Source organism: Streptomyces sp. GS7, from assembly GCF_009834125.1.
Taxonomy (GTDB): Bacteria; Actinomycetota; Actinomycetes; order Streptomycetales; family Streptomycetaceae; genus Streptomyces.
Genome location: NZ_CP047146.1, coordinates 2,065,854 through 2,080,733 on the forward strand (window position 1 = coordinate 2,065,854; position 14,880 = coordinate 2,080,733).

Annotated in this window: 9 protein-coding genes and 1 pseudogene; 7 read left to right on the top strand and 3 right to left on the bottom strand. The window is 73.5% G+C overall.

Annotated elements, in window-relative coordinates; translation table 11 throughout:
* Positions 1-293 precede the first annotated feature (293 nt).
* On the top strand, positions 294-1,214 hold the full coding sequence (locus GR130_RS08915) for an endonuclease/exonuclease/phosphatase family protein (RefSeq protein WP_443043752.1): 921 nt from the start codon (positions 294-296) through the stop codon (positions 1,212-1,214).
* Between the two features lie 187 nt (positions 1,215-1,401).
* Positions 1,402-2,682, top strand: coding sequence for an MFS transporter (locus tag GR130_RS08920; RefSeq protein WP_159504196.1), 1,281 nt, complete (start codon positions 1,402-1,404; stop codon positions 2,680-2,682).
* On the opposite strand, the gene GR130_RS08925 is transcribed toward GR130_RS08920, so the two are convergent.
* Positions 2,654-4,408 carry an NAD+ synthase gene (locus tag GR130_RS08925; RefSeq protein ID WP_201304842.1) on the bottom strand — a complete coding sequence of 585 codons (1,755 nt, stop codon included), beginning with the start codon at positions 4,406-4,408 and terminating at the stop codon, positions 2,654-2,656. The genes GR130_RS08920 and GR130_RS08925 overlap by 29 nt on opposite strands.
* A 122-nt stretch (positions 4,409-4,530) precedes the next feature.
* Positions 4,531-6,507, bottom strand: a complete 1,977-nt coding sequence (locus tag GR130_RS40400) for a multicopper oxidase family protein (RefSeq protein ID WP_236572955.1) — start codon at positions 6,505-6,507, stop codon at positions 4,531-4,533.
* A 459-nt stretch (positions 6,508-6,966) separates the two neighbouring features.
* Between GR130_RS40400 and GR130_RS08940 the strand changes: the two genes are divergently transcribed.
* The 3 genes from GR130_RS08940 (at position 6,967) to glnA (ending at position 10,365) form a co-directional block, all read left to right on the top strand.
* Positions 6,967-7,788, top strand: coding sequence for a DUF998 domain-containing protein (locus GR130_RS08940; RefSeq protein ID WP_159504198.1), 822 nt, complete (start codon positions 6,967-6,969; stop codon positions 7,786-7,788).
* Positions 7,789-7,823: 35 nt separating this feature from the next.
* Entirely contained in the window at positions 7,824-8,648 is an 825-nt protein-coding gene (locus GR130_RS08945; protein ID WP_159509844.1) for an alpha/beta fold hydrolase, read from the top strand.
* 355 nt (positions 8,649-9,003) lie between these two features.
* A complete protein-coding gene (gene glnA, locus GR130_RS08950) occupies positions 9,004-10,365 on the top strand; it encodes a type I glutamate--ammonia ligase (protein WP_069568045.1) in 1,362 nt (453 codons plus the stop codon).
* A gap of 437 nt (positions 10,366-10,802) precedes the next feature.
* Here glnA and GR130_RS08955 read toward each other — a convergent pair whose 3' ends face one another.
* The gene (locus GR130_RS08955; RefSeq protein ID WP_159504199.1) at positions 10,803-11,051 is read right to left on the bottom strand and encodes a hypothetical protein; all 249 of its coding nucleotides are present in this window, start codon (positions 11,049-11,051) and stop codon (positions 10,803-10,805) included.
* 599 nt (positions 11,052-11,650) lie between these two features.
* Here GR130_RS08955 and GR130_RS08960 point away from each other — a divergent pair.
* Together GR130_RS08960 and GR130_RS08965 are read left to right on the top strand one after the other, a co-directional pair.
* Positions 11,651-11,734 (top strand): annotated as a pseudogene (locus tag GR130_RS08960) (glutamine synthetase); the annotation flags it as partial.
* Positions 11,735-11,785: 51 nt separating this feature from the next.
* Positions 11,786-14,809 carry a bifunctional [glutamine synthetase] adenylyltransferase/[glutamine synthetase]-adenylyl-L-tyrosine phosphorylase gene (locus GR130_RS08965; RefSeq protein WP_159504201.1) on the top strand — a complete coding sequence of 1,008 codons (3,024 nt, stop codon included), beginning with the start codon at positions 11,786-11,788 and terminating at the stop codon, positions 14,807-14,809.
* The last annotated feature ends 71 nt before the right edge of the window (positions 14,810-14,880 follow it).

Genomic DNA, 14,880 nt, shown 5'->3' on the forward strand with positions numbered 1-14,880 from the left:
GGGAGCGGAACCCGGGCGGCCCGGCGGCCCGTCCTCCCCGTCGAGAGGACACGCTTTCGGCTGAGCGTGCCGCGGGCCCGTCCACGGACCGGTGCGGTGCGGATCTAAGAACGTGTTTTACGAGCGTCGCCTAGGGTCGATGATCACAGGCGGGGCCGACCGGAGCAGGGCGGCAAGGCAGTGAGGACGGCGGAATGGCGCAGGCGTACGTGACGGAGCCGGGGCAGGACGAGGGGCCCGCCGGGGCCCGTTCCCGGGCCGCGCGGCTGCGGAACTGGTGGCGCCCCGAGGGGATGTGGCGGCGCGGCATCGTCCTGGCGGTGCTCGCGGTCGTCCTCGGGCTGGCGATGGTGCTGCACGCCCGGATCCCCAACACCGTGGGAAACCTGGGCAGTTTGGTGGAGACGTTCCTGCCGTGGCTGGGGCTGGGCGTCCCGCTGCTGCTGCTCTGCGCGGTGCTGCGCCGGTCGGCGACCGCGCTGGTGGCGCTGCTGCTGCCGGCCGTCGCCTGGGCCGGCCTCTTCGGCGGGCAGATCACCGACAAGTCGGGCACCGGCGGCAATCTGACGGTGCTGACCCACAACGTCGACGCGGGCAACCCCGATCCGGCGGGTACCGCACGGGACATCGTGGCGTCCGGCGCCGATGTGGTGGCCCTGGAGGAGCTGACCGGCGCCGCGCTGCCCACGTACAAGAAGGGCCTGGCGCAGGCGTATCCGTACCACACGGTCCAGGGCACCGTGGGCCTGTGGAGCAAGCGCCCGCTGACCGACGCCCGGCCGGTGGACATCAAGATCGGCTGGACCCGGGCGCTGCGCGCCACCGTCACCGCCGCCGACGGCGGGCAATTCGCCGTCTACGTCGCCCACATGCCCTCCGTGCGGGTCCACGTCGACAAGGGCTTCACCGCCAACCAGCGCGACGGCAGCGCCAAGGCGCTCGGTGACGCGATCGTCCAGGACCCGGTCCGGAAGGTCCTGCTCCTCGGTGACCTCAACGGCACGATGAACGACCGCTCGCTGGCCCCGCTGACCTCCCAGATGCGCTCCGCGCAGGGTGCCGCGGGCGACGGCTTCGGCTTCAGCTGGCCGGTCGGCTTCCCGATGGCCCGGATCGACCAGATCATGATGAAGGGGATCGATCCGGTCAAGGCATGGGTGCTGCCGGCCACCGGCAGCGACCACCTCCCGGTCGCGGCGACGGTCAAGATCTGACAGCTGCCGCCGACCCTTTTCGCCGCTGTGTGTCACAGCGTGACAGCCCGCTTCGGACGCCCGTCCGCAGCGGGCTTTTCACGTGCCGTTTTCACGCCGGAACGCCGCGGCTGAGAGACTTTGTTCCAAAAGTGTACTTAGCGCGCGGCGCACCCGCACGCGCCCACCCCACCCCGAAAGGCACTCCATGCCCTTGGCTCTGCTCGCGCTCGCGATCTCGGCCTTCGGTATCGGCACCACGGAATTCGTGATGATGGGCCTGCTGCCCGACGTCGCGGACGATCTGGGCACCTCCGTGCCCACCGCCGGCTACCTCGTCTCCGCCTACGCCCTCGGCGTCGTCATCGGCGCACCCCTGCTGACCGCCCTCGGCTCCCGCATCCCCCGCAGGCGGATGCTGGTGGCGCTGATGGCGGTCTTCACGGTCGGCAACCTCGCCTCCGCCTTCGCCCCCGACTTCGGCCTGCTGGTCGCCGGCCGGCTGCTGGCCGGGCTGCCGCACGGCGCGTTCTTCGGCGTCGGCGCGGTGGTCGCCGCCCGGCTGGTGCGCGAGGGGCGCCAGGCCCGCGCGGTCGCCACCATGTTCCTCGGCCTGACCATCGCCAACATCGTCGGCGTCCCCGCCGCGACACTGCTCGGCCAGCACCTCGGCTGGCGCGCCACCTTCCTCGTCGTGGCCGCCATCGGCCTGGTCGCGATGGCGTCCCTGGCCCGGCTGATCCCGCCGCTGCCGGCCGAGCAACCCACCGGGCTGGGCGGCGAGTTGCGCGCCCTGGCGCACCCCCAGGTGCTGCTCGGCCTGCTCACCACGGTCTTCGGCTTCGCCGGCATCTTCGCCGTCTACAGCTACCTCGCCTCGATGATGACCGAGGTCACCGGCTTCGCGGCCGGTACGGTCCCGGTCGTCCTCGCCCTCTTCGGCATCGGCATGACCCTCGGCGCGCTCGCCGCCGGACCGCTCACCGACCGGGCGCTGCGCCCCACCCTCTACGGGTCCCTGGCCGCGCTGGCGCTGGTGCTGGCGGCCTTCCACTTCACCGCGCAGGTCAAGTGGGCGGCCCTGGTGAGCGTGGTGGTCATCGGCGCCGTCGGGTTCCTGACCACCACCCCGCTCCAGATGCTGGTGATGAACAAGGCCCGGCAGGCCCCCACCCTGGCCGCCGCCTCCAACCAGTCGGCGTTCAACCTCGCCAACGCGGGCGGCGCCTGGGTCGGCGGGCTGGCCCTGTCGGCGGGCTGGGGCTGGACCTCGCCCACCCTGGTCGGCGCCGTACTGGCCGCGGTCGGCCTGGCCGTCGCCGTCGCCGCCGGACTGCTGGACCGCGGCGCGCCCGACGGCTCCCGCATCGTGGCGCACGGCACCGAGAGCGCCGGGAGCGCCGCTGGGGCCGCGCACGCCGGTAGCGCCGGTGACGCCGAGGGCGCGGCCGCCGGGGCCGTCAGGCCCCCTCTCTCCAGTGGTTCGTGATCGGCAGCCGCCGGTCCTTCCCGAAGCCCTTCGCGGAGATCTTGGTGCCCGGCGGGTACTGGCGCCGCTTGTACTCGGCGTGGTCCACCATCCGCAGCACCCGGGTCACCAGGGCCTCGTCGAAGCCCTGCGCCACGATCTCCTCGCGGCCCCGGTCGCGGTCGACGTACAGCTCCAGGATCCGGTCCAGCACGTCGTAGTCGGGCAGCGAGTCGGTGTCGACCTGGCCGGGGCGCAGCTCGGCGCTCGGCGGCTTGCCGATCGAGTTCTCCGGGATCGGCGGGGTCCGGCCGCGGTCGGCGGCGGCCTGGTTGCGCCAGCGCGCAAGCTCGTAGACGACGGTCTTGTAGACGTCCTTGATCGGGCCGTACGCGCCGACCGAGTCGCCGTAGAGCGTCGAATAGCCGCACGCCAGCTCGGACTTGTTGCCCGGCGCGAGCACCAGGTGCCCCTCCTGGTTGGAGATCGCCATCAGCGTCGTGCCGCGCAGCCGCGACTGGAGGTTCTCCTCGGCGAGCCCGGTCAGCTCCAGCGCCTCCATGTACGCGTCGAACATCGGGCCGATCGGCACCGTACGGAAGGCCAGCCCCGTACGGCGCGCCAGTTCGGCGGCGTCGGTGAGCGAGTGGTCCGACGAATAGCGCGAGGGCATCGCGACGGCGTGCACCTGCCCGGCGCCCAGCGCGTCGCAGGCGATCGCCGCGACCAGCGCCGAGTCGATCCCGCCGGACAGCCCGAGCACCACACTCCGGAAGCCGTTCTTGGCGACATACGCGCGCAGCCCGACGACCAGCGCGGTGTAGATCTCCTCGATGTCGTCCAGCCGCTCGGCCAGGCCGCCCGGGGTCTCCGGCTCGTAGGGCGGCAGCAGGTCGGGGGAGAGCACGACGTGGTCCACCCGCAGCCCGTCGTCCAGCACCCCGGCGGGCGGCTCGGCCGCGGCGGCCGGCAGCTCCAGATCGACCAGCACACAGCCCTCCGCGAACTGCGGCGCCCGCGCGATCACCCCGCCGTCCTTGTCGACGACGATCGAGTCCCCGTCGAAGACCAGCTCGTCCTGCCCGCCGATCATCGCCAGGTACGCGGTGGTGCAACCGGCCTCCTGGGCCCGCTTGCGCACCAGCTCCAGCCGGGTGTCGTCCTTGTCCCGCTCGTACGGGGAGGCGTTGATCGACAGCAGCAGCCCGGCCCCCGCGCTCCGGGTCGCCGGCACCCGGCCGCCCTCCTGCCACAGGTCCTCGCAGATGGCGAGCGCCACGTCCACCCCGTGGATCCGCACGACCGGCAGGGTGTCGCCCGGGACGAAGTAGCGGAACTCGTCGAAGACGCCGTAGTTGGGCAGGTGGTGCTTGGCGAAGGTGAGCGCGACCCGGCCGCGGTGCAGGACGGCCGCCGCGTTCTGCGGGGCGCCGGCCGGACGGCCGTAGCGGGGCCGGTCCTGCTCGCAGCGGTCGAGGTAGCCGACGACCACGGGGGTGTCGCCCAGGCCCTCCGCGGCCAGCCGGGCGGCCAGCGCGGGCAGCGCGGCGCGGCTCGCCTCGACGAACGACGGGCGCAGCGCGAGGTCCTCGACGGGGTAGCCGGTCAGCGCCATCTCGGGGAACGCGACGAGGTGCGCGCCCTGGCCGGCGGCGTGCCGGGTCCAGTGCACGATCGTCTCGGCGTTCCGGTCGATGTCGCCGACGCAGGAATCGATCTGATTGAGGGCGAGGCGAAGTTGAGGCACCCCGCCAGTGTAATCGTCTTTCTGACGCAATGGGGGTGTGCGACGGCGCGGAACGGTGGTGCGGTACGGCGCCGCCGCCGATTGGGCCGACCCGGTGCGCTCCACCGGGGCGGCCCGGGCGGTCAGTTCCGGCGGTAGCCGAGGACCGTCATCATCCCCGACTCCGAGTGGTAGATGTTGTGGCAGTGCAGCATCCACAGCCCCGGGTTGTCGGCGTCGAAGTCGACGGCGATGTTCTCGTCGGGCCGCACGATCGTGGTGTCCTTGAGCGGCCCGCCGTCCGGGAGCCGGAAGCTGTGCCCGTGCAGGTGGACCGGGTGCCACATCTTGGTGAGGTTGCGGAACTCCAGCCGCACCCGCTCGCCCTGCTCCACCGGATAGCGCTGGGACGGGGTGTACGGGCGGCCGTTGATCGCCCAGTTGAAGCGCAGCATGTTGCCGGTGAGCCGCATGTTCAGGGTGCGGTCCGGCCGCCGGGACCGGGCCCGTACGCTCTCGTGCGCCCGCAGCTTGTCGGCGGTCATCACATGCCCGTCCAGCTCCCTGAGCCGGTACCTGTCGTCCGGGTCCCGGCCGTTCGCGGTGCGCAGCACGGCGAGTGCGTGGCGGCTCTTGCCCTCGGCGAGCGCGACCAGCGGGAAGACGCCGTCCTTGGCGGTGACCACGACGTCGTAGCGCTCGGCCATGCCGATCAGCAGCGCGCCGGCCCTGGCGTGCTCGACGGGGTTGCCGTCGGTGTGCGTGATGGTCATGTCGTGGTCGCCCAGCGCGACCCGGTAGGCGGTGTCGCCGCCCGCGTTGATGAAGCGGATGCGGATGCGGTCGCCGGGCCGGGCGTGGAAGGTCTCCGGGTGCCGGTTCGTGCGCCCGTTGATGAGGTGGTACGGGTAGTCGATGTTGCCCGGCATGCTGCGCAGCAGGGTGCTGCGGGCTTTGTCGTCCAGGAGGCGGGAGGGGGGCCCGCCGTGGCCCGGCCCGGGGCCGCGCTGCTGGCGGAACGCCCCGCGGCTCGCCCGCTCCTCCGTGAACCGGTCGTCGTAGGGGAAGCCGTCCGCGCCCATGAAGCCCATGTCCAGGCCGGCCCGGCTGTAGTCCATACCGCGGCGGAACGCCTCGGACAGCTCCTCCATGTCCACCGGCGACGGGTCCGGCATCCAGTCGCCCCGGTCGTAGCGGTCGTATCGATCGTCACGGTCGTACCGGTCGTCACGGCCGCTGTGGTCGCCGTGGCGTCCGTGCTCTCCGCGGCCGTGACCGTGGCCGTCGTGCCGGTGGCCGTGGTCCGAGCCGTGGTCGTGCCCGTGCCCGTCGTGGCCCGCGCCGTGCCCGTGGCCGCCGTCGTGCGAGCCGCCGTCCCCGTCTCCGTCGTCGCCGTTCATGCCGTGCATGGGGTCCCGGCCGTGGTTCAGTTCCTTGAGCACGTTGTCCGGGTTGCTGCCGTCCACCCCGTCGAGCCAGTCGTCCAGCACGACGACCCACTCCTTGTCGTACGACAGCGGCTCCTTGGGGTCCTCGACGATCAGCGGGGCGTACAGCCCGCGGTCCTGCTGGACGCCGACGTGCGGATGCATCCAGTAGGTGCCGGGCTGGGTGACCCGGAAGCTGTAGAGGTAGGAGCCGCCGGGCCGGACCGCGCGCTGGGTGACGTCGGGGACGCCGTCCATGTCGTTGCGCAGGTGCATCCCGTGCCAGTGCAGCGTGGTGGACTGCGGCAGGTCGTTGAACAGGGTCACCGCGAGGGTGTCGCCGGCGGTGATCCGGACCTCCTTGCCGGGCAGGCGGTCGCCGTACGTCCAGGTGTCGACGGTGCGGCTGCCGATGTCGATCCGGGACTTCCGGGCGTTGACGTGCAGCGTGCGCACCGGGCCGGAGCCGCGCCGGGCCTCGGCCGCGGAGACCTCAGGGCCACGCGGGTCGACGTAGCCGGCCCGGTTGGAGCCGTGGTCGCCGTGGTCGCCGTGCCGGTCGTGGCCGTCGTGCCGGTCGTGCGGCCCGGGGCGGGAGGCGGCGGAGCTGGAGGCGGCCAGCAGGCCACTGCCGGCGACCGCGATGCCCGCGCCCAGCAGGGCGCGGCGGGAGTGCGTGGGAAGGGAATCCATGGGGTGAGCACCTCGTGGCGATGTCAGTGGAGCGGGGAGCGGCGGCGGGCCGCGGACTCCGGCAGGCGTCGTGGGTCCCCTGGACCGGGGGGTGTCCCGCGGTCGAACGGAGTCGGGACCGGGGAGTGCCGGGGGTCGTCGGGGGAGGCGCGGTGCGCTCCTGCGCACGCAGTCGGCGGTGGGGCGGGGCGCCGTCGGCGCGGCACCCGGGGTATCGGCCGGCTCCAGCGCGGCGGGTGGCCGCACCGGGCGGCGGCCTTGCGGTGTTCACCCATCGCAGACCTCTCGACAGCCGGGGACCCACGCACGCACCCTTGCTCCCGGGCCTGCCGGCCCCGGAGGTGGCCGCTCGCGCCGCGCTCGCCGCGTCCCGATGGCCATCCGCCTATTCTTGGCCTTCCCGTTCCTCCGGCATATCCGGCATTCCGGACGCGCCGACGGGACCACCCGAACACCAGGATGTCCGTGAGCCGCACCCGCCCCGCCACCCGCCGCCTCGCCGCCGCGCTCCTGCTGCTCGGCGCGGTCGCGTACACCGCCTGGGTCCTGGAGCTGGTGATCGCCACCGGACTGGACCCGGTGCGGGCGTACGTCAGCGAACTCGCCGCCGCCGACCAGCCGCTCGGCGGCCTCTTCCGCGCCACCGACCTGGTCGCCGGGCTGCTGGTGCTGGCCGGTGCGCTGACCGCGCTGACGGGGCCGACCGGGCCGACCGGTTCGGCATCCGCGGAGCGGCGGCCCTGGGCGGCGGCCGGCTGGGGCGCGCTGGCGCTGTTCGGCGGCGCCACCGCGGTCGATTCCCGGCTGCCGCTGAGCTGCGCGCCGACCAGCGACCCGGAGTGCGCGGCCCGCGAGACCGCCGGGCTGGTCCCGGCCACCCACACCGCGCACGCCGTCAGCAGCTCCCTCGCCATGCTCGGTGCGCTCGCCGCGCTGGTCCTGCTCACCGCGGCCGCCCGCCGCTACGGCAACCGGCCGGTGCTGGCCCGCTTCGGCCCGCCGCTGGTGCTGGCGGAACTCGCCGCCACGCTCTGGACCCTGGCCGCGGTCGCCGCCTTCTCCGCCGACCGCGGCACCTGGGCCCTCGGCGTCGGCCAGCGCCTCCAGGTCCTGCTGGTCGCCCTCTACGTCGCGCTGCTCGCGGGCTGCCTCGCGCGGCCGGGCGACGCCGCGGCCCGCCCCGCGCCCGCGGCGCCCCCGCACCCGGCCGCCCCCGGAGCCCCGGCCGTGACTCCGCCGGTCCCGCCGATTCCGTCGACCCCGCCGCGAGGAGAACCGTGAACCAGCCCGTACGGACCCGCCCCGCCCCCGGCCGCATGGTGCGGGTGGGCGGTCTGCCGCTGCACGTGCTGCGTGAGGGCCGCGGCCCGCTGTGCGTCCTCAGCGGCGGGCTCGGCATGGCCTGGTTCGACTGGGACGCGGTCGCCGCGCTGCTCGCCCCGTACCGCACCGTCGTCCGGTTCGACCGGCCCGGACTCGGCCTCAGCGCCGCCGGCCCCCGGCCGCCCGGCCTCGCCGCCGAGGCCGACCGGATCGCCCAACTCCTCGACGCGCTGGGCCACATGGGGCCGGCGACGGTCGTCGGGCACTCGCTCGCCGGCTTCCACGCCGAGGCGTTCGCCCGGCTGCACCCGGCCCGCTGCGCCGGTCTGGTCCTGGTCGACGGCAGCATCGAGGAGGACCCGCGGCCCCGCCTGCCGCGCGCGGTCCGCACGGCCTGGGCGGGCGGCCTCGCGGGCGCGCTGTCCGCCGCCGGGCTGCCGCGGCTGCTCGGCCCCGCCGCCCGCCGCCTGATCACCCGCGCCTCGACCGTCGGCAGCCACCCGCGGCACGGGTGGGAGCGCGCCGGATACCGCACCAGCCGGGTCCTGCGGGCGTGCGCCCTGGAGAACGCCACCTACCCGTACCAGGCCGCCGACCTCGCCGCGCTGCGCCGCCGGCGCCCGATGCCCGCCGTCCCGGTCGCCGTCCTGGCGGCCTACGACGGCAGCGAGGCGCCCCGCGAACTGCGCCGGCTGGAGCGCCAGCGGGCCCTGGCGGCGGAACTGGGCGGCCACTTCGCGGTCGCCGCGCCCGCCGGCCACCTGGTGATGGCGGACGCGCCGGGGGCGGTGGTCCGGGCGGTACTGGACCTCCCGTGAGGGGCGGGCGGCGCGCCCGCCCAAGGGAAGAGTGGACCGCCCCGCTCCCTGCCGCGGCGGGCGTTCGTGCACCCCCGGGGCGCGGAGGAACGCCGTGGCACGGGGCCCTCAACAGCCGGTCAACGGGGCATCTGGGGCCGTCCAAGACTGCGCCAAGCCGGCCGATTGCCGCGTCCCGTCGCACTGAGCGCGATGACTGCGGGAAAGATGCGCGAGGGGGGTCACGGGTCAGCGGTTCTGATTAAGGCCAAGGGTGCGTAATGTGACGGTAACCCCCTGACGTGATACTGGTGTGCCGGACCGCGGTGTTCCACGCGCGTGGACAGGCCGAATGACCTGCAAGGATTGGTGACCCATGGACAAGCAGCAGGAGTTTGTGCTCCGGACGCTGGAAGAGCGCGACATTCGCTTCGTCCGGCTGTGGTTCACCGACGTGCTCGGGTTCCTCAAGTCCGTGGCGGTGGCGCCGGCCGAGCTGGAGCAGGCGTTCGACGAGGGCATCGGGTTCGACGGCTCGGCCATCGAGGGATTCGCCCGGGTGTACGAGTCCGACATGATCGCCAAGCCGGACCCCGGCACCTTCCAGATCCTCCCCTGGCGCGCCGAGGCCCCGGGCACCGCCCGGATGTTCTGCGACATCCTGATGCCGGACGGTTCGCCCTCGTACGCCGATCCGCGCTACGTCCTCAAGCGCATCCTCGCCAAGACCTCCGACCTCGGCTTCACCTTCTACACCCACCCCGAGATCGAGTTCTTCCTGCTCAAGGACAAGCCCGTCGACGGCTCCCGGCCGATCCCCGGCGACTCCTCGGGCTACTTCGACCACACCCCGCAGAACGTCGGCATGGACTTCCGCCGCCAGGCGATCACCATGCTGGAGTCGATGGGGATCTCGGTGGAGTTCAGCCACCACGAGGGCGCCCCGGGCCAGCAGGAGATCGATCTGCGGTACGCCGACGCGCTCTCCACCGCGGACAACATCATGACGTTCCGCCTGGTGATGAAGCAGGTCGCGCTGGAGCAGGGCGTGCAGGCCACGTTCATGCCCAAGCCGTTCTCCGAGTACCCGGGTTCGGGCATGCACACCCACCTCTCCCTCTTCGAGGGCGACCGCAACGCCTTCCACGAGTCGGGCTCGGAGTACCAGCTCTCCAAGGTGGGACGCTCCTTCATCGCCGGCCTGCTCAAGCACGCCGGCGAGATCTCCGCCGTCACCAACCAGTGGGTCAACTCCTACAAGCGCATCTGGGGCGGCGCCAACCGCACCGCGGGCGCCGGCGGCGAGGCCCCCTCGTACATCTGCTGGGGCCACAACAACCGCTCCGCGCTGATCCGCGTCCCGATGTACAAGCCCGGCAAGATGGGCTCCACCCGGGTCGAGGTCCGCTCCATCGACTCCGGCGCCAACCCGTACCTGACGTACGCGGTGCTGCTCGCGGCCGGCCTCAAGGGCATCGAGGAGGGCTACGAGCTCCCGGCCGGCGCCGACGACGACGTCTGGGCGCTGTCCGACTCCGAGCGCCGCGCGATGGGCATCGAGCCGCTGCCGCAGAACCTCGGCGAGGCCATCGAGCTGATGGAGCGCAGCGAACTGGTCGCCGAGACGCTGGGCGAGCACGTCTTCGACTTCTTCCTGCGCAACAAGAAGCAGGAGTGGGAGGAGTACCGCTCCGAGGTCACCGCCTTCGAGCTGCGGAAGATGCTGCCGGTGCTCTGACCGGCGGTCGGCGCGCTTCTCTCCCCCGGAACGGCGTGGGGGCCTACGGCAGTTGGCGCAGGCCCCCACGGCCGTCCCACCCTCCCCCGTCGTCTCCGGGAGGAATTCACGGCGATGTCCGGCACCGCACATGCCGTCTGCACTTCCTTTTTGCGGAGTCCTCGAAGGTTTGAACGCCGCGCCGCGCATTCTCGACGGAATGCGTTGACGGAAAGTGCGGAGGGAGCGAAGTGGCGGAATGCCGTGACGGAATTCCAGGCTGGGAGACGGCGGCGATTCGGACGGGGGAATTGCGTTGCGGTCCGCCGGACAGCGGGATTTCCGTTATCGCGAATTCCTCGCCGAGGTGCCGACTTCGGATGCCGGGCGAGACGGCGGAGGGGCTGTGCGGGCGCATCGCCCTCCGCTGTCCGGCCCGAGCCCGTGCGGGAGACCCGTCACGCGCAGAGGAGGACGATGAGGCCCTTGCAGTCCCCGTCCTCCCCGTCGCCCCCGCCGTGGCCGCGGCCCTTGCCGTGGCCGTCCGCCGGGGCCTTCATGGCGGCGTGCGAGGCGGTGGCGACGTGCGAGGCGAGCGGCGTCAGGGCCGTCGCGGAGGCGGCGGTCGCCGACCCGGCCGCAAGAGCGATGCCCAGGGCAGCGCCGACCGTGAATATTCGCGAAACAGTCTTCTTCCGTTGATTCATCTTCGAAGTGCTCCTTTCTTCGGGCGATTTATCTAGCGGAGTGTTCACTCAATCACCATGCATGCTCCCGGGGCGGGTTTCGCCCGGAGTGCGGCCGATCGGGTGAAACGCAGGGAATCCGGCGAATCTGCTGTGGAAAGGGCCTGCGCCATGCGCCTTTCGCGGCTTTAATGGCCGACCTCGGCCCGATGGGTCCGATAAAGCGCGGTGTACCGCCGCCGTGCTTTCCCGGTCTTCCCGAGCCCTTCCGGGGCTTTCCGGGCCAGCCGGATGTGGCTTTCCGAGCCCTTCCGGGGCCGGTCCGCCCTTTCGCCGGTGCCTCCGGGGCGGGGAGGCGGAGGGCGAACTCCTGGCGCCGGCCCCGACGGGGATCGGCCGAACCGTCCGGAACCGCGCTCCACAGTGATCAGCGCCCTACGAGGGCGCCGGCGGAGCCGCTAACGTTGGCGGCCGGCCCCGCCGGCAGCGGCGGCCCCCGTGCCGGTCCGTCCGCGGTCCGTCCGAGGGCGGCCGACGACGACCGATGACGACAGCTCCGCCGCAGGTCAGAGGGCCCGCCGGTAGAGTCGTGTCAGGAGAGGAGCACCATGCGTCGATCCCTCCGCGACAAGGGGCAGGAGTGGGAGGAGTACCGCTCCGAGGTCGCCGCCTTCGCGCTGCGGACGACGTTGCCGGTGCTCTGAGCCAGGACCAGCCCCCGTGCCCGAGCCGACCAGCCACCGAGAGGCCGCCCCATGGCACTACCCGCTCCGCAGGGACGGCGGAGCAGCACCTTCACCCGGCTGCTGAGGCACGGTTTCACCGACCCCTCGGCCGCCGGAAAGCTGCTCGACGCCCCCGAACTCGCCTCCGTACGCGAGGACTCGGTGCTCCTCGAAGCGCTCGGAGCCACCGCCGACCCCGACCTGGCGCTGCTCGGCCTGGTGCGCCTGGTGGAGGCGCAGGAGCCGGACGAGCGGCAGGAACTGCTGGCCACGGTGGCCGCGGCCAAGCCGCTGCGCGACCGGCTGCTGGGGGTCATGGGCGCCTCCGAGGCGCTCGCCGACCACCTGGCCCGGCACCCGCGGGACTGGCGGTCGCTGGTCACGTACGAGTCGGTCGACCTGCACCCCACCACGCCCCAGTTCGAGCAGGCACTCGCCGAGGGCGTCTGGGGCGAGCGCGGCGCCGACCGGCCGCGTGCGGACGCGCTGCGCGCCGCCTACCGCCGCTGCCTGCTCGGCATCGCGGCCCGCGACGTGTGCGGCACCACCGATGTCGCCGAGGCCGCCGCCGAACTCGCGGACCTGGCCACCGCCACCGTTCGCGCCGCCCTGGAGATCGCCTACGAGGAGCAGCCCGGCGACGCCGCGCTGTGCCGGCTGTCGGTCATCGGCATGGGCAAGTGCGGCGGCCGGGAGCTGAACTACGTCTCGGACGTCGACGTCATCTTCGTCGCCGAGCCCCGGGAGAGCGCCGAGGAGGCCAAGGCGCTCCAGGCCGCGACCCGGCTCGCCGCCCGGATGATGCGGCTGTGCTCGGACAGCACGGTCGAGGGCACCATCTGGCCGGTCGACGCCAACCTGCGTCCCGAAGGCCGCAACGGCCCGCTGGTGCGCACCCTCAGCAGCCACCTCGCCTACTACCAGCGCTGGGCCAAGACCTGGGAGTTCCAGGCGCTGCTCAAGGCCCGTCCGATGGCCGGGGACGTGGCGCTGGGCCAGGAGTACGTCGACGCGCTGTCGCCGATGGTCTGGGACGTCGCCGAGCGGGAGAACTTCGTCGCCGACGTCCGCCAGATGCGCCGCCGGGTCGTCGAGAACATCCCCGCCGCCCAGGTCGACCGCGAGCTCAAGCTCGGCCCCGGCGGGCTGCGCGACGTCGAATTCGCCGTCCAGCTGCTCCAGTTGGTGCACGGCCGCAGCGACGCCACGCTGCGCAGCGCCACCACCCTGGACGCGCTGGCGTCGCTCGCGGCCGGCGGCTACGTGGGCCGCCAGGACGCCGCGGCCCTCGACGCCGCCTACCGCTTCCTGCGCACCCTGGAGCACCGCATCCAGCTCTTCCGGCTGCGCCGCACCCACCTGATGCCGGAGGACGGGGCCGAACTGCGCCGGCTGGCGCGGTCGCTGGGGCTGCGGACCGAACCGGCCGAGACGCTGCGCCGGGAGTGGAAGTGGCACGCCCGCGAGGTGCGCCGGCTGCACGAGAAGCTGTTCTACCGGCCGCTGCTGGACGCCGTCGCCCATCTGGAGCCAGGGGAGACCCGGCTGTCCGCCAAGGCCGCCGGCCACCGCCTGGAGGCGCTGGGCTACGCCGACCCGGTGGGCGCGCTGCGGCATCTGGAGGCGCTGGCGTCCGGGGTGACCCGCAAGGCGGCGATCCAGCGGACGCTGCTGCCGGTGCTGCTCGCCTGGTTCGCGGACTCCGCCGACCCGGACGCCGGACTGCTCAACTTCCGCAAGGTGTCGGACGCGTTGGGCAAGACCCCCTGGTACCTGCGGCTGCTGCGCGACGAGGGCGCCGCCGCCGAGAACCTCGCCCGGGTGCTGTCCGCCGGCCGGCTCGCCCCCGATCTGCTGCTGCGCGCCCCCGAGGCGGTCGCCCTGCTCGGCGCCGCCGACGGGCTCCAGCCGCGCGGCCGGGCCGCCCTGGAGCAGGAGGTGCTGGCCGCGGTGGGCCGCGCGGACGGCGCCGAGGCGGCGGTGGCGGTGGCCCGCGGGGTACGCCGCCGGGAGCTGTTCCGCACCGCCGCGTCGGACGTGATCGGCGCGTACGGTACGGAGTTCAGCCCGGCCGACAACGACCACGGCCATGCCGTCGACACGGTCGGCTCGGCGGTGTCCGACGTCAACGCGGCCACCGTCGCGGGCGCCCTGCGGGCCGCGGTCCGCGAACGGTGGGGCGACACCCTGCCCACCCGCTTCACGGTGATCGGCATGGGCCGCTTCGGCGGCCACGAGCTGAGCTACGGCTCGGACGCCGATGTGCTCTTCGTCCACGAACCGCGCGAGGGCGCCGACGAGCACGAGGCCGCCAAGGCCGCCCACGCGGTCGCCAACGAGATGCGCCGGCTCCTCCAGATCCCCTCCTCCGACCCGCCGTTGCTCATCGACGCGGATCTCCGCCCGGAGGGCAGGTCGGGCCCGCTGGTGCGCAGCCTCAACTCGTACGCGGCGTACTACCGGCGCTGGTCGCTGGTGTGGGAGGCGCAGGCGCTGCTGCGCGCCGAACCGGTCGCCGGGGACGTGGAGCTGGGGGAGCGGTTCATCGCGCTGATCGACCCGCTGCGCTACCCGGCCGAGGGGCTGGGCGACGACGCGGTCCGCGAGATCCGCCGGCTCAAGGCCCGGATGGAGTCCGAGCGGCTGCCCCGCGGCGCGGACCCGACCACCCACGCCAAGCTGGGGCGCGGCGGACTGAGCGACGTCGAGTGGACGGTCCAGCTGATGCAGATGCGGCACGGCTGGGAGATCCCCGGGCTGCGCACCACCCGGACCCGCGACGCGCTGGCCGCCGCGCACGCCGCCGGGCTGATCGGCACCGAGGATGCGCAGACGCTGGACGAGGCATGGGTGCTGGCGGCGCGGGTGCGCAACGCCGTGATGCTGGTCCGCGGCCGTCCCGGCGACACCTTCCCGGCGGACGGCCGGGAGCTGTCGGCGGTGGGCCGCTACCTCGGCTATGAGGAAGGCCACGTCGGGGACATGGTCGACGACTACCGCCGGATCACCCGGCGGGCCCGGGGCGTCATGGAGGAGTTGTTCTACGAGGGCTGAGCCCCGCGGCCGGCCTCGGACCCTCGGACGCTCACGTCCCTGACGCCCTCACGGACGCCCTCACGGACGTC